At 65.7% G+C, this 18,362-nt stretch carries 17 protein-coding genes; 5 read left to right on the forward strand and 12 right to left on the reverse strand.

The features are described from left to right. Positions 1-55: 55 nt before the first annotated feature. Positions 56-643: a TetR/AcrR family transcriptional regulator gene (locus GBG68_RS14160; protein WP_193222248.1), complete on the forward strand. Its 588-nt coding sequence runs from the start codon at positions 56-58 to the stop codon at positions 641-643. Positions 644-779: 136 nt separating this feature from the next. Here the strand turns inward: GBG68_RS14160 and GBG68_RS06815 are convergent, their stop codons facing one another. The 3 genes from GBG68_RS06815 to GBG68_RS06825 form a co-directional block, all read right to left on the reverse strand. Beyond that, positions 780-1,229 (reverse strand): DUF302 domain-containing protein, encoded by a 450-nt coding sequence (locus GBG68_RS06815; protein ID WP_152146189.1) that lies wholly within the window; start codon positions 1,227-1,229, stop codon positions 780-782. Positions 1,230-1,322: 93 nt separating this feature from the next. After that, positions 1,323-1,892 carry a nicotinamidase gene (locus GBG68_RS06820; protein ID WP_152146190.1) on the reverse strand — a complete coding sequence of 190 codons (570 nt, stop codon included), beginning with the start codon at positions 1,890-1,892 and terminating at the stop codon, positions 1,323-1,325. A gap of 17 nt (positions 1,893-1,909) precedes the next feature. Then, on the reverse strand, positions 1,910-3,265 hold the full coding sequence (locus tag GBG68_RS06825; protein ID WP_152146191.1) for a nicotinate phosphoribosyltransferase: 1,356 nt from the start codon (positions 3,263-3,265) through the stop codon (positions 1,910-1,912). A 205-nt stretch (positions 3,266-3,470) separates the two neighbouring features. On the opposite strand from GBG68_RS06825, the gene GBG68_RS06830 reads away from it, so the two are divergent. Both GBG68_RS06830 and GBG68_RS06835 read left to right on the forward strand, forming a co-directional pair. After that, positions 3,471-4,178, forward strand: a complete 708-nt coding sequence (locus GBG68_RS06830; protein WP_193222249.1) for a BON domain-containing protein — start codon at positions 3,471-3,473, stop codon at positions 4,176-4,178. Positions 4,179-4,239: 61 nt separating this feature from the next. Further along, positions 4,240-4,563 carry a DUF883 family protein gene (locus GBG68_RS06835; protein WP_193222250.1) on the forward strand — a complete coding sequence of 108 codons (324 nt, stop codon included), beginning with the start codon at positions 4,240-4,242 and terminating at the stop codon, positions 4,561-4,563. Positions 4,564-4,594: 31 nt separating this feature from the next. On the opposite strand, the gene GBG68_RS14545 is transcribed toward GBG68_RS06835, so the two are convergent. Further along, positions 4,595-6,277, reverse strand: coding sequence for a methyltransferase domain-containing protein (locus tag GBG68_RS14545; RefSeq protein ID WP_152146194.1), 1,683 nt, complete (start codon positions 6,275-6,277; stop codon positions 4,595-4,597). 152 nt (positions 6,278-6,429) lie between these two features. On the opposite strand from GBG68_RS14545, the gene GBG68_RS06845 reads away from it, so the two are divergent. Together GBG68_RS06845 and GBG68_RS06850 are read left to right on the forward strand one after the other, a co-directional pair. Then, positions 6,430-8,103 carry an ABC-ATPase domain-containing protein gene (locus GBG68_RS06845; RefSeq protein WP_152146195.1) on the forward strand — a complete coding sequence of 558 codons (1,674 nt, stop codon included), beginning with the start codon at positions 6,430-6,432 and terminating at the stop codon, positions 8,101-8,103. Positions 8,104-8,225: 122 nt separating this feature from the next. Continuing rightward, a complete protein-coding gene (locus tag GBG68_RS06850) occupies positions 8,226-9,665 on the forward strand; it encodes a sensor domain-containing diguanylate cyclase (RefSeq protein WP_152146196.1) in 1,440 nt (479 codons plus the stop codon). A 97-nt stretch (positions 9,666-9,762) separates the two neighbouring features. On the opposite strand, the gene GBG68_RS06855 is transcribed toward GBG68_RS06850, so the two are convergent. From GBG68_RS06855 to GBG68_RS06890, 8 genes are all read right to left on the reverse strand, one after another. Further along, positions 9,763-10,554: an ADP-ribosylglycohydrolase family protein gene (locus GBG68_RS06855; RefSeq protein ID WP_152146197.1), complete on the reverse strand. Its 792-nt coding sequence runs from the start codon at positions 10,552-10,554 to the stop codon at positions 9,763-9,765. Continuing rightward, positions 10,548-11,414: a hypothetical protein gene (locus GBG68_RS06860; RefSeq protein ID WP_152146198.1), complete on the reverse strand. Its 867-nt coding sequence runs from the start codon at positions 11,412-11,414 to the stop codon at positions 10,548-10,550. Before GBG68_RS06860 ends, GBG68_RS06855 begins: the two co-directional genes overlap by 7 nt. Before the next feature lie 319 nt (positions 11,415-11,733). Next, positions 11,734-12,042, reverse strand: coding sequence for a hypothetical protein (locus GBG68_RS06865; protein ID WP_152146199.1), 309 nt, complete (start codon positions 12,040-12,042; stop codon positions 11,734-11,736). Further along, positions 12,027-12,428 (reverse strand): hypothetical protein, encoded by a 402-nt coding sequence (locus GBG68_RS06870; protein WP_152146200.1) that lies wholly within the window; start codon positions 12,426-12,428, stop codon positions 12,027-12,029. The genes GBG68_RS06865 and GBG68_RS06870 overlap by 16 nt, the downstream gene beginning before the upstream one ends. Before the next feature lie 23 nt (positions 12,429-12,451). Then, complete coding sequence (locus GBG68_RS06875; RefSeq protein WP_152146201.1) at positions 12,452-13,219, reverse strand: hypothetical protein; 768 nt, start codon at positions 13,217-13,219, stop codon at positions 12,452-12,454. Between the two features lie 113 nt (positions 13,220-13,332). Then, the gene (locus GBG68_RS06880; protein WP_152146202.1) at positions 13,333-14,823 is read right to left on the reverse strand and encodes a class I SAM-dependent DNA methyltransferase; all 1,491 of its coding nucleotides are present in this window, start codon (positions 14,821-14,823) and stop codon (positions 13,333-13,335) included. 45 nt (positions 14,824-14,868) lie between these two features. Beyond that, complete coding sequence (locus GBG68_RS06885) at positions 14,869-16,833, reverse strand: ATP-binding protein (protein WP_152146203.1); 1,965 nt, start codon at positions 16,831-16,833, stop codon at positions 14,869-14,871. Continuing rightward, positions 16,830-18,350 (reverse strand): restriction endonuclease subunit S, encoded by a 1,521-nt coding sequence (locus GBG68_RS06890; RefSeq protein ID WP_152146204.1) that lies wholly within the window; start codon positions 18,348-18,350, stop codon positions 16,830-16,832. The genes GBG68_RS06885 and GBG68_RS06890 overlap by 4 nt, the downstream gene beginning before the upstream one ends. Positions 18,351-18,362: the final 12 nt, after the last annotated feature.

The raw sequence follows: 18,362 nt of genomic DNA on the forward strand, positions 1-18,362 counted from the left end.
TCCTCGTTATTCGTTGTGGTTTGCATTGTGGACCGATCGCTCCAATAATGCACGCATGAGCGCTGGAAGACCAAGAGCCTTCGACACCGAGCGCGCCCTGCAAGCCGCCACGAATGTGTTCTGGCAGCTGGGCTACGAGGCGAGCTCCCTGCAGACCCTGTTGCGGCAGACGGGCCTGTCCAAGAGCAGTTTTTATCAAGCCTTTGGCAGCAAGCAGGGCTTGTTCGCCCGCTGCCTGGACGACTACACCCGCTCCTCGGCGGGCGAGCTGAAATGGCGCCTGGCCGAAGCCGCCAGCGCCCGGGATTTTCTCGAGCAGACCTTCCTCGGCGTCGCCGCCACCGCCGGTGACCCGCAGGGCCAGCGCGGCTGCCTGCTGTTGAATGCCGCGAGCGAGTTCGGCCAACTCGACCCCGCCGTTTCGAGGCTGGTGGATCAGGGCATGAAGCGCATGCTTGGGGTGTTCCGCGCCGCCGTGGAGCGAGCCCAGGCCGAAGGCAGCGTGGACCCCGCCGAAGATCCCGAAGCGCTGGCGGATTACCTGGTGGCGGGCATGAGCGGGCTGCGCACCTTGATCAAGAGCGGCGTCGACCGGGCTCGCGCACAAACGCTGGCCCGGCACCTGTTGCGCAATCTGGCCTGACATCTTTCGGCACAATCAGGACCGACTGGCCCAAGGCTTGAGCCAAGACCACCAAGAAGCCGGCAATGACGAACCCCCGGCGATGACCTAACCTCGGCGGTAAAGCCCCTTCTGCTCCGGAGAATCCAGACCCGCCTTAGCGAGTCGCGGCGCGGGCAAAGCCCGCCAGAGCCGCCTCCACCTTGGCCAGTGCGTCTGCGCAGCCCGCCACACCATGGCGATACGCCAGATACTCCGGCTCGTTGTAGGCCAGCCAGACCACGCCCTCGGCGTCCTCCCAGATCAAGGCCTTCTGGGGCAGGTCGATGGCAACCGTCTGACTGCACCGCATCAACGGCGTGCCCACCCGGGGGTTGCCGAAGATCACCAGGCGCGTCGGGCGCAGCTCCTTGCCGACCCGACGCGCGTTGGCGGCATGATCGACCTGCGCCATCACGGTCATGCCCTTCTCCTCCAGCGCCTGCACCAGACGCTGCGCCGTACGCTCCACGGAATACCGGCTTTGCGTCCTCACCAAGCCATCACCGGCCGCCATGAGCGGGGCGGCCGCGAGCAACAGGCTGACAAACAGCATCATTCTTCGCATGACCAAGCCCTTTGTGTCGGGACGCAAGCTCTCGATCAGGGCCGTGCAGGCCCACCCGCAAGATCGGCCATTCGTGTCAACACGCACACGGCCTCATTCGCCCATCACCACACCCGCCTCGCGCATCCGCCTTCTCGCCTGCAAGCCCCCTTCGGGGGTGATCGGCCGGGTAGCCTCATCGATGAGCACCACCTCGAAGCCCTCCCGGCGGGCATCCAGCGCACTGGCCAGCACGCAGACATCCTCCGCCAGGCCACCCAGGTACAGCCGATGCACGCCATCATCGCGCAACCGCTGGGCGAGCCCCGTGTCGTCGAAGGCGGAATTCTGGTCGCGGTCGAAGCGCTCCCCCTTGGTGATCAGCACCGCGTCCTCGGGCAGGCGCAGATCGGGATGAAAGTCGGCGCCGGGGCTGTTCTGCAGACAATGGCTCGGCCAGGGGCCTTCCCGCGACTCGAAGCTCACATGCTCGGCCGGGTGCCAGCAGCGCGAGGCGTAGATCGGCACCCCGGCCTGACGGGCGGCGTCGATCCAGCGGTTGAGCACGGGCACCACCGCGTCACCCCCGGGAATGGGCAGGGAGCCGCCGGGGCAGAAATCGTTCTGCACATCGACCAATAACAGGGCATCGCCCGCCTGAAGTTTCGGCACGGCTTTTGCCATGGTTCACCTCCGCTCGGTCAGCTCCCCCGCAGTTTTTCCTCCACCGCCTGGTGATACGCGGCCAGTCGCTCACTCACCGCTACCGGGTAGGGGCTTTCGGCCGGCGCGATGCCCCGCACGGGCGCCGGCAACCGCGCCAAGGCTTCCCGGGCGTGCTCGCGGGCGGCCTCCAGCGACACCCGCCCGGCGGCCAGACGTTCGCCATCCCGCATCACCGGGGCCAGCAGGGGCTCGCCTGGGAGGGTTTCATCGGCGCGGGCGATCACATCCCGCGCCGCCTCGTCCGCTTCGAGCTGGCGGAAAACCTGCTTGCGTCCGGGCAAGATGGGTTTGCCCGGGCTGAGCTTCAAGCGGCCTTCACCGGCGTATTCGCAAAGCTTGTAGACGATGTCCAGATCCGGCGCATCCGGCGCCACCCCCATGCTCGTGCCCACCCCGTAGCCGTCGATGGGCGCGCCCGCCGCCCGCAGCTCGGCGATGGCCCATTCGTCCAGCCCGCCGCTGACGATCACCTTCACCCGGCCCAGGCCCGCCCGGTCCAGCCGCGCCCGGGTCTCGCGGGCGAGGGCGTCCAGCTCGCCGGAGTCCAGGCGCACACCGCTTACCCGAAAATCCTCGCTCAGCTCCCGGGCGAGCGCGATCACCCGGTCCACGCCGGCCAGCGTGTCGTAGGTATCCACCAGCAGCACCGTATCCGGGTACCGGCGGGTAAAGGCCCGAAAGGCGGCTGCCTCGTCATCGTGGGCCTGGATGTAGCTGTGCGCCATGGTGCCCGCCACCGGCACGCCGTAGCGCTCGCCGGCGAGCAGATTGGAGGTGGCCGACACCCCGGCGATGTGGAAGGCGCGGGCGGCCTTGAGCGCGGCGTCCACGCCGTGGGTGCGGCGCGCACCGAAATCGATCACCGGCCGACCCCGCGCCGCGCTGACCATGCGCTGCGCCTTGCTGCCCAGCACGGTCTGGACGTGGATCTGGTTCATCACGCAGGTCTCGACCAGCTGCGCCTGGGGCAGCGCCGCGCTGAGCTCCAGGATCGGTTCGTTGGCGAACACCGGGGTGCCCTCGGCCACGGCATGCACGGTGCCGGTGAAGCGAAAACCGCGCAGCCAATCGAGGAAGGCATCGGAGAAGCGCCCGAGGGAGGCCAGGTAGGCCAGTTCCGGCTCGGTGAAACGCAACCGCTGCAGATAATCGAGCACGGTCTCCAGCCCGCAGGCGAGCAGATAATTGCGCGAGGGTGGCAGGCGGCGCACGAACAGGCTGAACACGGCCTGCCCGGTCAGCCCCTCGGCCAGGCAGGCCTGGGCCATGGTGAGTTCGTAGAGGTCAGTGAACAGCGCCGGAATGGTGGGCGATGCCTCGCGCCGGGTCATGGTGCCTCCTGCGCCGATGGCCTTCGTTGAGTGTGAGCGGCGAGGCGGGCGATGTTCAAGAGGTGGCGCGATTCACAAGGCCATCCGGCTGCGTGCGGGCATTGCCCCGTCCTCCCTTGCACCTACCCCCTCCCGCCCCACTATCAATACTGAAGAGTGCTTATGCTTTTCCTCAGCGGGCACACCCAGCCCAGGGAGGAACCCCATGATGGGTCAGGAAGTGATCAGCCAGGTCCGGGCGGCTATGGAGCATGATCCGGACATCAACCTGCATACCTTCCCGATCGAACTTCAGCTGCGGGAGGGCGCCCTGGTGCTGGCCGGCGAAGTGGAGCACATCAGCGCCAAGCGCAAGGCCCTGCGCATCGCCCGTGAACACAGTGGCGACCAGCCGGTGCTGGACCGGCTGCTGCTCCGCACCAGCCGACACCGCGACGGAGACGGGCTGCGCGGTGCCGTGCTGGACAGCCTCACACAGGAACCGGTCTTCCATGGCTGCGCGCTGCTCGACGAGCACCTGCCACCCCCCGATGACGGCAGCGACTGGATACGCGTGACCGTCCCTCAGGGCAGCTCGACGGTGCGCCTGGACGGCCAGGTGAACAGCCTCTCCCACCGGCGCCTGGCCGAGGTGCTCACCTGGTGGACCGCCGGTACCGCGGACGTGGATAACCGCCTGCATGTCCAGCCCGCGGAGCAGGACACCGACGACGAACTCAGCGACGCCATTCAACTCGTGCTGGACAAGGACCCCAGCTTCGACGGCGAGCAGATCCACGTGCGTACCCGCAACCAGGAGGTGACCCTGGAAGGCGCCGTGCGCAGCGAGGTCAACCGCCGACTCGCGGCGCAGGACTGCTGGTACGTGGCGGGCGTGCATGCGGTGCACAACCGGCTGGAGGTCAGGCCCTGAGCACGGCCGGGGCAGATCACAGGGTTACGCGAGATCGCCGACTTCGGAGCAGGAGCGCCTCATGAGAACGAACATGCGCAGCAATGCAGACCCCCTTGCCGACAAGGTGGTGGCGGAACTCAGATCGCTGGTGGCCGACGCGGAAGATTTGCTCAGGCCCGCCGGGGCCCATGCCCGCCGGCGCGCCGACGCCGTGCGCTGGCGCCTGAAGGGCCGGCTTTCCGATGCCATGAGCAAGGCCGCTGCCATCGAAGACCGCGCCGCCACCCGGGCGCGTCATGCCGCCAGCAGCACCGATCGCTACGTACGCCGGAACCCTTGGCAAACCGTCCTGATCGCCGGCGCCGTGGCCTTCCTGCTGGGCTTGTTGTTCGGTCGGCGGTGACCGCCCGCATCGGGATAATCCGGTTACGGCGTCAGATCAGCCCCTGCCACTCCGCCAGTTGCTGGTTCATCTTCAAGCGCATGCGCTGCTGGGCAAGGCCCTCGAACACCGCCGGCAGATCACGGCGCTCGCCGATCATGGGCAGTGCGGCCTGGGCCTCCGCATAAAACTGGCACTCTCGCTCCCCTCCCAGGTAGGCCGCCTCCCACCAGTCCACGATACGCGACCGGGCATCCTGCAACAGCGCCGCGGCAGGCAGCTTCTCGCTCTTGGCGCTGTTGGCCGTGATGCTCGCGGGCAGCAGGTTCCACAGATCGTTGTTTTCCCAGCGCGACCAGGGCAGGCAGTGATCCACCTCATAGCGCTGCGGGCGCAGGGCGCGCGCTGTCCATACGCAGGCCGTACCCTGCCCGGACGCGAGCCGCGCATCGATCAGGCGGCGCACCGCGCCGGTGTCGCGGCGCCCCTCCTCCCAGCGCAGGGCCCGGGCGAAGGTGTCCCTGTCGTAGCGGGTCTGGTAGCCGGCCATCAGGTCCGCCCACTCGTTGACGATGGCCGGCTCCAGCCAGCAGGCATAACGGCTGCAGCAATCCCACAGCGCCGCGGGGATGCGAAAGCGGCCAAAACGGGCCAGCCGTGCCCGGTCCAGCCGTATCGGCTCCGGGCGTATACGAAAGCCACGTCCACGCTCCACCGCGAAGACCGGGGTCGAACCCCCCGGCCAGGTGGTATGACGCACCGGCATGCCGGCGATGGTGGCGCAGGCATCCCGAATCGCCTGCAGCACCGTCGCGGCCAGGTCCCCATGCAGGCTCTGCCCCACCCGCAAGTCCAGTGGCGAAACCGTCTCCAGCGCATAGAAGGCGTCCTTGGCAAAGCCATAACCCGCACCCTCGCGCAGCTGGCGCAAACCATGACGCAGGATGAGCGGCTGGTAGAGCTTGATCCAGTACAGGCCCACCAGGCCGAAGGGGATCTCCACCCAATCGTCATCGCGGCTGAGAACCAGCCCCGGAACGCTATCGGCAATGCGGGTGATCGCGCGCAACAGGCCGAGCTTGTAGGTGGACGATTTCTGATCGTTGACGATGATATGCCGCAACAGCGGCAAACTGCCCGTGCCATCGTCGGGAAGGCGGAAGACCAGCGTCTCCCAGCGCACCGTTTCACGGCCGAGACGGTCGTCAGCGTCACAAACCGCCGCGGTGAGCAGGGCACGCTTGCGGGCATAGGCCTCCAACTCGCCGCGCTCGCAAGGATAGAAGCGGCGCTCGTCGTCGCTGGGGCCGTGACGCAGACTGATTACCAGCAGCCCGCCGGGGGCAAGCAGTTCGGTGAGGATGCGAAAAGCCCGCTCCCGTTGCCCGGGGGCCAGATGCATCCACACCGCCGAGACGAGGATGAGATTGAAGCGCTGACTGGTCGCGCACACCCGGGCAAGCTCCACCAAGGCGTCATCCAGCCACTGCACGGTCTGCCCGGCGGTAGCCTGCTCGCCCAGCGCTCGCAAACCGCGGGAGGGCTCCACAGCCAGCACCTCCCAGCCCCGCGCCGCCAGCGCAGCGGCATCACGCCCACTGCCCGCCCCCACATCCAGAGCAAAGCCGGGTTGCGCCGGCAAGTACGCGAGCCAGTCACGATGCACATCCTCGAAGGCCAGGGACTGGTACTGCTCGAAGAGGCGGTGGGCGTTGTGGGTGTAAAAATCGGTCATTGGCGAAGATCGGCCCTGAAGAATCGTCAAGCTCCACCGGGGCATCATCGCACGATACGTGCCGGCACTCCGTGTCACGCCGCGAGACGGCGCCTCCCGGGCCACCACCTTGCTGGTCGCGCCAAACCCCTCTTTGCTAAGGTCTCCGCCCCATGAAAGCACTGGAACGCCAACTCGCCGCCCTGCACGGCCGGGGCTACAAGGCCTACAAATCCCTCACCGGCGAATACGCCTACCCCCGCTGCCGCCTGTACATCGACCACGTACAGGCCGACCCCTACGCCGCGCCCTCACGGCTGCGCGCGCTGGTGCCCTGGGAACAGGCACGGCTGCCGGACAGCGCCCGCCGCGGCGGCGCACGGGAGCGCGCCGCCCGGGATTTCATCGCCCGCCGCTTTCGCCAGGCCGCCCGCGACTGCCGGGAGCTGGCCATGGACGCCGGCCACCAGACCGTGCTGGATCGCACCGCGGTGCTGTTCCGCCCGGAGGGCGTGGAGCTGCGCTACACCGTGGAGCTGCCCGGTCGCGGGCGCAGTATCGACGGCCAGCGCGCCCGGCAGGTGCTCTGCGAGGTGCTGCCGGAGGTGATACGCCAATGCGCCGAGGCCGACGCGCTGGATCTGGATGCCCTGGAGGCCCATTGCGCGGCGGTGGAAGACCAGACCGCCCTGCGCGCCCAACTCGCCGAGCGCGGCCTGGTGGCCTTCGTCGGCGACGGCGCCGTGCTGCCGCGGCGCTCCGGCGTGGACGACCGGCCACTGAAAGACGCCATCGCGTTTCAATCCCCCGAGAGCCGGCGCATCACACTGCACACCCCCAACGCCGGCCCACTCACCGGCATGGCCATCCCCCGGGGCATCACACTGATCGTCGGCGGCGGCTTTCACGGCAAGTCCACCCTGCTCAACGCCCTGGAGCAGGGGGTTTACGACCACCTCCCCGGCGACGGTCGCGAGCAGGTGGTCACCGACCCCGGCGCCGTCAAACTACGCGCCGAGGATGGCCGCGCCGTGCAGCAGGTGGATCTTTCACCGTTCATCAACCACCTGCCCTACGGCAAATCCACCCGCGCCTTCGTCACCGAACTGGCCTCCGGCTCCACCAGCCAGGCCGCCGCCCTGCAGGAAGCGCTGGAGCTCGGCGCCAGCGCCCTGCTGGTGGACGAGGACACCTCGGCCACCAACTTCATGATCCGCGACCAGCGCATGCAGGCCCTGGTGGCCAAGGCGCAGGAACCGATCACTCCCTTCGTGGACCGCATCGCCGAGCTGCGGGACCGGCTGGGGGTCTCAACCCTGCTGGTGATGGGCGGCTCGGGGGACTACTTCGACTGCGCCGATCAGGTGATCCAGATGCAGGATTATCTGCCGCTGGATGTGACCGACGAGGCCCGGGCCGTGGCCGCCCGCCACCACACCGGGCGCCGCGCCGAGGCCGAATCCCCCCTGCAGCGCCCGGCCCGGCGAGCCCTGCTGGCCGACAGCCTGGACCCCTGCACCCGGCCCGGCAAACGCCGGATCAAGGTACGCGGCCTGGACACGCTGGTGTTCGGCCGTGAGGACATCGACCTGCGGGCGGTGGAGCAACTGGTGGACCCCTCGCAGCTGCGCGCCATCGGCCTGCTGCTGGCGCGGTTGGCCGAGCGGGGCGGGACGCTGGCGGACCCGGTGGCGGCCATCGAGGCGCTGCTGGCCGAGGACCTGACGACACTCCCTGATCGCCCCGATGGGGATCTGGCCCGGCCCCGGGCGGCGGAGGTGATGGCCGCGCTGAACCGGCTGCGCGGCGCGCGCTTCGCGGCGGGGGTTACCGAGACAGGGGCCTGAAGCAATCTTTCGAAGCCGGGTTCATACGGGATGGGCTTTATTCCTCCGATCCTTTACCCTCTGCGCCTGACCCTGCCGAGGCCGGGGCCGAGGCGGTGGAGCCGGCCGGAGTGAATCATCCCGTGCAGCAACAAAAACTCTATGCGTCGCTAGGCCTTGCCGCACTGTTGTTGCTGGGCTTCCTGGCCACCAGCCTGATCAGCTACTTCGTGGCCCAGGATTCGCTCACCGAGCGCATCGCCGACGAAACCCTGCCGCTGACCAGCGACAACATCTACTCGGAGATCGAGCGCGATCTGCTGCGCTCCACGCTCATCTCGTCACTGATGGCCCACGACACCTTCGTGCGCGACTGGACGCTGGCCGGCGAAGAGCAGCCCGAACGCATCATCCGCTACCTGGACACGATCCAGCACAAGTACGCCACCACCACCGCCTTTTTCGTCTCCGAGCGGACCCGGCGCTATTACCACCCGGACGGCATGCTGAAGACCATCGACGAGGACGACCCGGCCGACGCCTGGTACTTCCGGGTCCGGGCGCTGCGCGAGCCCTACGAGGTCAACATCGACCAGGACACCGCCGATCGCAGCCGGGTGAGCATCTTCGTCAACTACCGGGTGCTGGATTACCAGGGCGACTACCTGGGCGCCATCGGCATCGGCCTGGCGGTGAATCGCGTCACCGAACTGGTCCAGACCTACCAGGAGCGCTACGGGCGGCACATCTACTTCATCGACCGCGCCGGGCGCATCACCCTGCGAGGCGGCGCCTATGCCGAGGCCGAACGCATCCAGGAAGTGCCCGGACTCAAGCGCCTGGCCACCTATATCCTCGCCACCCCCAGCGCCTCGCTGAGCTATGAGCGAGCCAACGGCGAGACGGCCTACGTCAACAGCCGCCTGATCCCCGAACTGGACTGGCACCTGATCGTCGAGCAGACCTCCTCGCAGACCGAAACCCGCATCCTCAACACCCTGCTGATCAATGTATTGTTCGCCCTGACCGCCACCGTGATCGTGCTGCTGCTGGCGCGCTTTACCATCCGCGGTTATCAGCGCCGGCTCGAGGACATGGCGATGCTCGACCCGCTGACCGGCGCCGCCAATCGGCAGGTGTTCGGCATGATCTTCGAGCGCACGGTGAAAGCCGCCCAGCGCCGGGGCGAGCCGGTCTCGGTGATCACCATCGACCTGGACCATTTCAAGGCGATCAACGACACCTACGGCCACCGGGGCGGCGACGTGGCGATCCGCGAATTCGCCCGGATCGTCCGCGGCTGCATACGCGAGACCGATGTACTGTGCCGCTGGGGTGGCGATGAATTCGTGGTGCTGTTGAGCGACTGCAGGATTGAAGGCGCTGAGCAACTGGCTGGGAAAATCCGCAAGGCGGTAAACGAGCAACCGATCAGCTACGGGCGCGATACCCTGGCCATCACGGTCAGCCAAGGCATGGCCCAGCACCGGCCCGGAGAGGCCCTGGATGAGTTGGTCGCCCGGGCGGATGCCGCCCTGTACGCGTCCAAGGCCGAAGGGCGGGATCGTTATACGGCGGGTTAAATAAAGCCGCCCCTCGCTGCACCGCAGACTGGTGTAGAAAAGCGGCGGGTGATTCGATTCGGCATTCCTTGTCGTCGCGATGGAGGGGGCGTGGAGGTTACGAGAGCCCGCCTTGGAGCGCGGAGGAGATATATCGAGCCTCAAAACCGCGAACAACCCGGGCCAACTCATCGCCCAGCAACCGCGAAACCACGGCCTCGACCGTGCGGGGCACAGTGAAACATGCCTCGGCAATGCCCCCGGTAATACAGGCTAGCGTATCGCTATCCCCGCCCAGCGAAATGGCATTACGCACCGCATCCTCGTAGTCCTCAGACTCCAGAAACGCCCGGATCGCCTGCGGCACCGTCCCCTGGCAGGTCTCGTCAAAACGGTAATGCGGCCGTATCTGATCCAGTGGCGTGCTCAAGTCATAGCCGAAGCGCTGTTCGATCCAGCTCTGGATATCCTGTTTGCTGCTCCCCGTGCGCGCCAGGAATATCGCCGCCGCCGTCGCCTGCGCGCCCTTGATCCCTTCCGGGTGATCATGGGTCACCGCCGCCGCCCGTTCGGCCTCCAGCAGCACCGTGTCCAGATCATCGCAGGCCCAGCCCACCGGGCTGACCCGCATCGCCGCGCCATTGCCGAAGCTGTTGTAGGGCTCACGGCTGCCGGACTCGGCCCAGGCGCGAAAACGCCCGCCGTAGCTGACATCCGGGTAGCGGTGGTAGTACTCGTGCAGCAGATCCACGTAAGGGCGGCCGCTGAGGATGCTGTCCGCCAGCGCCACCGTGAGCACGGTGTCGTCGGTGAAGACGCTGTCTTCGCGGAACAGCGGGAAGTCCTTGGTCTTGATGTTGTCGAACTCGTAGACCGAGCCGATGATGTCGCCTGCAATCGCGCCTAGCATTGGCTCTCCTTCAGGATTTTCGGCACACGATAGCTCCCCTGGCGACGGCTTGTGTCGTGATCCGGCTCGCCTTGCACCTGCCCCGCCAGCAACAAACCCAGCTCCACCCCCTCCGAGCCTTCATCGACACGCAGCCCCAGACACTGGGTTCCCACCGTGGGCAGCAGTTCGCGCAGGGCGCCGGCGATGTAGTCGAAATCCCCCACCGACAGTTCCGCCGAACCGCGTATGCTCAGGATGGCCCGGCTGTAGGCATGACGGTCCACCCCCTGGGCGGAGAGCGAGGCGCGCAACTGCGCCAGGGCGTCATCCAGCCGGCGCCGGCCGTGGCCCAGGCCGATGGCTAGGGCGGCGGGGCCGGCCCGGTGGATGATGCAGCGGACATCGGCGAAATCCACGCAGACCAGACCCTGATCGCGGAGCAGCCTTTCCAGCCCGGCGATCCAGCCGGTCAGGCTGCTGGCGGCCCGACGCTGGCGGCGGGCGGCGACCAGATCCTCCTCGCCCGCGCCATCGGGCCAACCGCCCAGGGCATCGGCCCAGGGCGCCAGCCGCGGCTGCACATCGCGGGGGGCGAGGACCAGGCTCAGCCGGTCGGCGGCGCGCAGGGCCTGGAGCTGGGCGCGGGCCTGCTCGATGGCGGCGGGGTCGTCGCCCACCACCAGGCAGAGCAGATCCACCGCGCTCAGGGCGGGGTCCACCGGCGCCCCCGGACGGGGCTGGGCGTAGAACGTGGGGCTGGCGTCATCCAGGGCGCGGGCCAGGCATTGCTGGACGCGGGAGCCATAGGCGGCCAGGGCAATGACGGCGTTACGGCCCTCGGCGTCGGGGCCGCGGTATTTTTGTTGCGCTGTAGGCATGGGGTACCTCCGATTTTTTCGGCATTGTGCGGGGCATGCGCGACGGCTTGTGTCGCTGGCAACCAGCAGGAGGGCGGCATAGACATACCAGTCATGCCGACTGAAACGCGCTATGAAGCTGACGCTTCCCACACGGGGGGCCGCCAGTATCCCCGGGGGTACGAACGGGGCGGCGGAAATGATGGAAGCCCTGAATCGGCTGCCCTGAGCGCAGCCAGGGCGTAGTGCACGCGCACCTGGGCGGCCGGGCCATTGAGGCATCGCTCCAGCCAGGGTGAATGACCGAGCGTTTCCAGGGGCGGTTCTCCGGCCGCTTCGGTCATTCGGCCGCGCCCAAACGGCGCGCCATCGCCTCCCGGCCCAGACGTTTGGCGAAATCCTCGGGGCGCTTGCCGTCGCGTGTCTCGGCACGCCTGTCGGCGCCCTTGGCCAGCAAAACACCGACTCGCTCTTCATCACAATAAGCCACTGCGTCAAACAGAGCCGTCATGTCATACGTGTCGGGAAAATCCGGGTCGGCGTGCGGTACGACCAGGTCAAAAAAGCGCGGATCAGAGGCCAGCGCGCAGGCCGAGGCGATGACCGTCACGACGACCGCCAGCAGCGTTTTTCTCAGCGTCCTCCGCATGCGGTCCCCGGCTGTACGTACTCGATGTTTACACTGCGAAGGCCGCCGCCCGACGCCGGGCAGGCCGAATAACCCGCATCATTCAGCGCCGTGGTCACCAGGCGCGACTCCAGCCCCCACCCCACCCCGTACAGAACCAACAGAGCCACCGCCAAAGCTCCCCCGCCATAGCGTTTTATCAGGGCCTTGCCGCGCCTGGCGCCGAAATGCTCCATGACCGCCATCAGATGTATCAGCGGCAACACTGCTGGCAGCAGCATATAGTGCCACCCGGTGCTCGTTCGAATGGCCGCGTCACCGCTTGCCATGGCAGCGTGAACATCCTGAACCAGCCAGGCCAACAGCCCCAGACTGGCAAAACAGATCAGATACAGCGGTGTGACCAACAACAAAAGCCTTGAATGAGTCATCAGTAGAAAAGCCCGCGGCCAACATCCTTGCCCTGAAGCAATCGCTCCCGAATGGTGCTTTCCATCTGCCACCAATCCTGCTCGAGCTTTCCGGTGCCCCGCTCGTACGCCGCCAGGAGTCCCTGCACCAGGGTTTCCGTTATACCCAGGCGCGAATCGAGTGCCTGCAAACCCGCGCCAACCATCGCACCCACAAGAACCGCGACGAAAACCGGTCCTACAACGATTGTCGTCACCATCCCGACCAAGGCGCCGGCGATAAGCCCGGCTGCCGCCGCCATACCCGCTTTGACTACATCGCCCGTCACGCCGATGAGCAAGCGGGTGACGACGAACTCGTCAGCAAGACACTCGCTCAATACGGTCATGCCCACAGCGGCGAACACGGTTAACCGAAAGCCCTTTACAGAGGACGCCAATCGGCCTCGATGACCTACACCGAGATTTACGAGCTTGGGATGCTTAGCGCTGTAACGGGTTCCGGGCAAACGGCTACGCAGACGCCGGTCGCCCTTCAGTATGATGTACGTCTTGCCGTGGACGGTCTTGGCTACGGCTCGCCCCGTGAAACCAAATTCCTTGATGAGGCGCCCGGCCGCAACGACATCCAGCGCCAATAGCGCATTACCCACCGTGCTCTTGGCTTTACCGGATTTGACGGCACCGGATACTCGCTCGGCCACTTCGACGAAATCGTCCAAGGCCATGACATGGAGTTCGGCATGGTTGGCGCGGAACTGCCTGTGCAGCTGTTCTTCTGGTTTCATTCGCATTCCCTTGCGGTTTCTTGTTTATCGAAGCATCAGGTATCCGATTCGACCTTCCTTGTTGTGGCGAGGCGGAAGAGCGACACTAAGGCAACATGAATTAGGCGTCAATTTCAGAGTTGCGCGTCCAGCCCCGCCAACACCTGCCGAAAGCTCTCCAAGCCCGCCTCCACATTCTCGATGATTTCCTCGGCCAACTCATCGGGCTCGGGCAGGTTGTCCAGATCCCCCAGCGACTTGTCCTTCAGCCAGAAGATGTCGAGGCTGACCTTGTCGCGTTTCATAATCTCGTCGCGGGAATAGCGCCGCCAGCGGCCCTCCGGATTGTCCTCGGTCCAGGTTTCTTCCCGGGTGTGGCGGTCCTGCTGCGGCTTGTAGCACTCGATGAAGTCGTGCAGGTCCTCGTAGCGCATGGGCTTGCGCTTGAGGGTGTGGTGGACGTTGGTGCGGTAGTCGTAGAACCAGACCTCCCGGGTCCAGGGCTCCGCGCGCCCCGGGCGGTTGTCGAAGAACAGCACGTTCGCCTTGACGCCCTGGGCGTAGAAGATACCCGTGGGCAGACGCAGGATGGTGTGCAGATCGGTGGTCTCCAGCAGCTTGCGACGCACGGTTTCGCCCGCTCCGCCTTCGAACAGCACGTTATCGGGCACTACCACCGCCGCCTGGCCGGTTTCCTTCAACATGGTGCGGATGTGCTGGACGAAGTTGAGCTGCTTGTTCGAGGTGCTGGCCCAGAAGTCCTGGCGGCTGTAGACGAAATTTTCTTTCTCCTGCTCCCCCGCCGCGTTGCTCACCGTCATGCTGCTCTTCTTGCCGAAGGGCGGGTTGGCCAGCACGTAGTCGTAGCGCTGCGGCGCCGGGCCCAGCAGGGCGTCGGTGGAGAGGATGGTGGGGGTGTCGTCGATCTCGCCGATGTTGTGCAGGAACAGGTTCATCAGGCACAGGCGGCGGGTGTTGGCGACGATCTCGTTGCCGTGGAAGGTGTCGTGCTTGAGAAAGCGCTTCTCGGCGGCGTCCATCTCCCGGCCGTGGTGCTCGGTGATGAAGTCGTAGGCGGCCAGGAAGAAACCGCCGGTGCCGCAGGCCGGGTCCGCGACGGTCTTGCCCGGCCGCGGGCGCACGCATTCCACCATGGCGCGAATCAATGAGCGAGGCGTGAAGTATTGCCCGGCGCCGGAGCGGGTGTCCTCGGCGTTCTTCTCCAGCAGCCCTTCGTAAATATCGCCCTTCACGTCCGCCTCGAGCATGGCCCAGGTTTCCGCATCGATCATCTCGATGATGCGCGCCAACTTGGCCGGGTCCTGGATCTTGTTCTGGGACTTGACGAAGATCTGCCCTAGCATGCCGTCCTGCTTGCCCAATTCACGCAGCAACGTGATGTAGTGCGCCTCCAGCTCCGCGCCCTTCAGCCGCTTCAAGCTGTCCCAGTCATACAGGGGCGGGATTCCCACGGCGCGGTTCCAGGGCGGCTGTGAGTATTCATCGGCGAGCTTGAGGAAAATCAGGTAGGTGAGCTGTTCCAGGTAGTCACCATAGCCCACGCCGTCGTCGCGCAGGGTGTGGCAGAAACTCCAGACCTTGGAGATCAGGGATTGGGCGTTCATGGCTGCTTGCTCGTCTCGTTCTATGCGTTTCTATGCGCCGATCGCTCACCCGCCTTTCTTGGTGGGCACGACATAGGCTTGATCAGGGCGGTTGGGCTCGTTCGGGAAGGTGCGCTGCAATTGGCCTTGCGCCACCATGGGAACAAGATAGCGTTGACGCAGATAGGCAGAATTGCGTTTCGTCAGTACGGCGAGTTCTCGCAACGACCAGGGGCGCAGAGCACATAGCGCCAGTATGGCCTCTTCCACTTGACCGGTGTCTCGGCTCCGCTGGCCCAGGCTCTCCAACTGCCGACGTATTGGCTCAGGCAATTCCGCCAACAGCAACTCCGCAGGTAGGCCTCCGGACTCCGCAGGTAAGCCTCCGGACTCCGCAGGTAAGCCTCCGGACTCCGCAGGTAAGCCTCCGGACTCCGCAGGTAAGCCTCCGGACTCCGCAGGTAAGCCTCCGGACTCCGCAGGTAAGCCTCCGGACCCGGACAAGTTGGCAAAGAGGTCGCCGCCCACTCCACCCATCGGCAGTTCCAGCCACTCGGCGGGCACATAGTAGGTCGCCGACCCCCGTGGCACCTGCTCCACCAACCCCAGCCCCCGCAGGTGCGCCAGACGCTGGCTTGCCGCCAGCGGGTCGACCCGGTTCAGGTCGCGATAATCGGCGTTGGTGATCCGGCCGGTCTCACGGATGAAGATCAGCGCCCGCTGCTCGTCCTCACCCAGGCCCAGATGCCGGAACTGGCCCAGCCAGGCAATATCTGCCTCGCTCAGGAAGTGGTGGAACAGATAGGTCGCCGCGAACTGGTCCGTGTGCCGGTTCGAATCGAAGCTCGGTGGCGACAGCCCGGCCTCGTCCATCAATCGGCGCATAACACGGATGCCGCTGCCCTTGGTTTCCGCCAGGCCCATCTCATGCAGCACTGACGCGATCACCGGGTTACGCCATTGCGAGCCGGGCTCGCCCAGGTTCTCCAGCGCCTTCAGGGAATACCCCGGGTTCTGCACCTCCAGGCGGTTGCTGTAGCGCAGCAACTGGATCGGCTGCTGGCGTTGGTAGTTCCGGTGCATCACGGCATTCACCACCGCTTCCCGAACCACCTTGTCCGGCAGGACCGTCTTCTCGCCGCGCCGGATTTCACCTTCCGGCAGCTGAAAGGCCCGCGGCAGGTCGTCCAGCACCGCTGCCGTAGCCCGCTGTATCAGCCGGGGCAAGGTATCGCGCATATCCAGCGTGGTGAAGCGCTCGTGGGGATCCTCTATCCATTCCTTGCCCGGAATTCGGATGTAATCGACCCGGTTGGCGGGGAACAGACGGCGCAAGGCACCGCGACGGCCAAAAAGCAACACACCGGCTACCGTGGGATGCAGGCGGTTTGACTTCCGCGCCACAGCGCCCAGCGCCTCCAGCAACTCCTCATCGGAGAAATTCAGCTCTTCGGCGCCCGGGCTCACCGCACGGCGAGCGTCACGGTAGTGCTCCAAGGCATCGGGATCCAGATCATCCAGCCCGGCGCCGGGCATGACCGAGGCATCGTGACTTTGACCGGCCCGCCCCAAAAACAGCGCGGCCACATCGTCCTGATTGCACCGATAATCGCCACTGGGCCCGCGTCGCCAGGCCGAGCGCGGTAGCGGGCTCTTCGCGAAATGAACCGGCCGAGACGCGGGATCAGCCTCCGGCACATCCACGACGATGACCGTGCGCCCTTCCAGCACCTCCGCTCGTGCCTGTATGCGCACCGGCACATTGAAGACGCTGGCACAGCGGGAATGCAGGTCATTGAGCAGCTTGTCCGGATCCTCTATGCCTGTCACCCCATAGTCACCGGGCGCATCAGAGCGCTTCTCGACGCCCAGCAACAGGTAGCCACCGCCGAGGCCGGGTTCATTGGCGAAGGCGCACACGGTTTCCAGTGCGGAACCACCAACGGCCGAGCCCCGCTTCGCCTCGATGCGGTCGGACTCATCGAGTTGCCGGAGCTGCTCGAGAAGCGCGCGGGCCGTCGGCATGCTCATGGGGATGCCTCGGCCTTGGGCTTGTGACGGTTGCTGCGGGGCTGTTTCGCCGTTTCCTGGCGAATGCGGGCCAGCAGCTCGGCGGCGGGTTCGTCGTTGGGGTCCTGGGGCACCAGGCGGCCCTCGAAGGCGCGTTTGAGGATGGATTGGCGGAGGGCTTCTGTTCGTTGGAGTGCGTTCATGACCGTCTGCTCCATTTGCTCCAACCGGGAGAGGTGCGCTTCCACTTCCTGAACGATCTGACACTGCTCCTCGACCGGCGGGAGTGCAATATGCACCGACAACCACTCGGGGAAATAGATCGTCGTGTGAGTGGAGCCCTTACCGAACCGGCGGAGCGCGTCACGGTCAGCACCGAACACCAACCGCAGCCAAGCTGCGGTGACAGCACCCGTCGGTACCCAGTTGACGAAATCCTGGCTGGTCGCCATGGCGCTACCCATTTCGACGACGTAGCCCACCGACGCAGTCCTACTCACACACACGGTACCGGGCGGCAGCAGCCGCGCAGCTGAATTCGCGAGACCCTCTTCATTCGTCTGCTGAGCTGTAGCGCGAATGACTTTGCCGTCGTTTAGGCGTGCGTCAGCGATACCGATCCATGGGATATCTCCATCCCACCATTCGGGATGGCGACGGCTGGGCGTGTGGCCGCTCTCCATCCGCGCAACATCAACGACAGGCACCCAGCACCAGCCGTCGGGCAACTGGGTTCCTGGGTTTCCAACCGCGAGGGCCGAATGGCCGACGATCAAATCCTTACTGCGAGTTTTCCAGCGGTTGGGCCGAGGAACCGCTGGCATGTTTTCGAGCACATGCTCGACCGGCGTCAGCTCGTCGGCGTGGTCCTTGCGCCATTGTTCGGTCAGCTTGCCCTCGAAGGCGTGCTTGAGCAGGGCCTGGCGGTAGGTCTTGAGCTGAGCGCGGGCGGTGGTGAGGCTCTCCACGCCCTTGTCCAGCTCGGAGAACAGGGCCTCGATCTTGGTGACGATGCGGCGTTGTTCGGCGATTGGAGGCAATGCAATGCTGATGCGCCTTATCCGGTCCTGGCCGATATTACGCATCGATTCCTGATTGCCGGTGCACAGCGCCTCAATCTGCTGCCTTCCCTGGCGCGAGCGCAGAAAGTAAAGCACGTAAGTCGGCATGATATCGCCGAAGACGATTCGTAGAATCTTGTCACTGAGCATGACGTTCTTGGTCACGCCCCTAGCGATTACACATGCTCCAACCAGATCGACCGTATTAGCCCGGCTGAACAAAAAATCGCCGTCTCGAACGAAAAGGCGCGGCTCGACGAAGCTGTCGTTTCGACAGGTCTTGCTTTGGTCTTCCTGATAGTCGCCCCAGCTGACACTACTGACCTTCGTAACGCCTACCTCATCCTCTTCAGGCGGCCGTTCCTCACACTTGAAGCTCTTGCCAGCATCAATGCGCTCAATGAACTCGCCAAGCGGAGCTTGAATCCAGCCTTCCGGGTATTCTTCATTCAAGTCAGGCACCAGCATGGAGGCCATTTTAGCTCGCGG

The sequence above is a fragment of the Alkalilimnicola sp. S0819 genome (genome assembly GCF_009295635.1).
In the GTDB taxonomy this organism is placed as follows: Bacteria; Pseudomonadota; Gammaproteobacteria; order Nitrococcales; family WHIW01; genus S0819.

Bases quoted from the DNA above. Each gene is read 5' to 3' on its own strand.
- GBG68_RS14160 (WP_193222248.1), top strand. From the start codon at position 56: ATGAGCGCTGGAAGACCAAGAGCCTTCGACACCGAGCGCGCCCTGCAA.
- GBG68_RS06815 (WP_152146189.1), bottom strand. From the start codon at position 1,229: ATGCGAAGAATGATGCTGTTTGTCAGCCTGTTGCTCGCGGCCGCCCCG.
- GBG68_RS06820 (WP_152146190.1), bottom strand. From the start codon at position 1,892: ATGGCAAAAGCCGTGCCGAAACTTCAGGCGGGCGATGCCCTGTTATTG.
- GBG68_RS06825 (WP_152146191.1), bottom strand. From the start codon at position 3,265: ATGACCCGGCGCGAGGCATCGCCCACCATTCCGGCGCTGTTCACTGAC.
- GBG68_RS06830 (WP_193222249.1), top strand. From the start codon at position 3,471: ATGATGGGTCAGGAAGTGATCAGCCAGGTCCGGGCGGCTATGGAGCAT.
- GBG68_RS06835 (WP_193222250.1), top strand. From the start codon at position 4,240: ATGAGAACGAACATGCGCAGCAATGCAGACCCCCTTGCCGACAAGGTG.
- GBG68_RS14545 (WP_152146194.1), bottom strand. From the start codon at position 6,277: ATGACCGATTTTTACACCCACAACGCCCACCGCCTCTTCGAGCAGTAC.
- GBG68_RS06845 (WP_152146195.1), top strand. From the start codon at position 6,430: ATGAAAGCACTGGAACGCCAACTCGCCGCCCTGCACGGCCGGGGCTAC.
- GBG68_RS06855 (WP_152146197.1), bottom strand. From the start codon at position 10,554: ATGCTAGGCGCGATTGCAGGCGACATCATCGGCTCGGTCTACGAGTTC.
- GBG68_RS06860 (WP_152146198.1), bottom strand. From the start codon at position 11,414: ATGCCTACAGCGCAACAAAAATACCGCGGCCCCGACGCCGAGGGCCGT.
- GBG68_RS06865 (WP_152146199.1), bottom strand. From the start codon at position 12,042: ATGCGGAGGACGCTGAGAAAAACGCTGCTGGCGGTCGTCGTGACGGTC.
- GBG68_RS06875 (WP_152146201.1), bottom strand. From the start codon at position 13,219: ATGAAACCAGAAGAACAGCTGCACAGGCAGTTCCGCGCCAACCATGCC.
- GBG68_RS06880 (WP_152146202.1), bottom strand. From the start codon at position 14,823: ATGAACGCCCAATCCCTGATCTCCAAGGTCTGGAGTTTCTGCCACACC.
- GBG68_RS06885 (WP_152146203.1), bottom strand. From the start codon at position 16,833: ATGAGCATGCCGACGGCCCGCGCGCTTCTCGAGCAGCTCCGGCAACTC.
- GBG68_RS06890 (WP_152146204.1), bottom strand. From the start codon at position 18,350: ATGGCCTCCATGCTGGTGCCTGACTTGAATGAAGAATACCCGGAAGGC.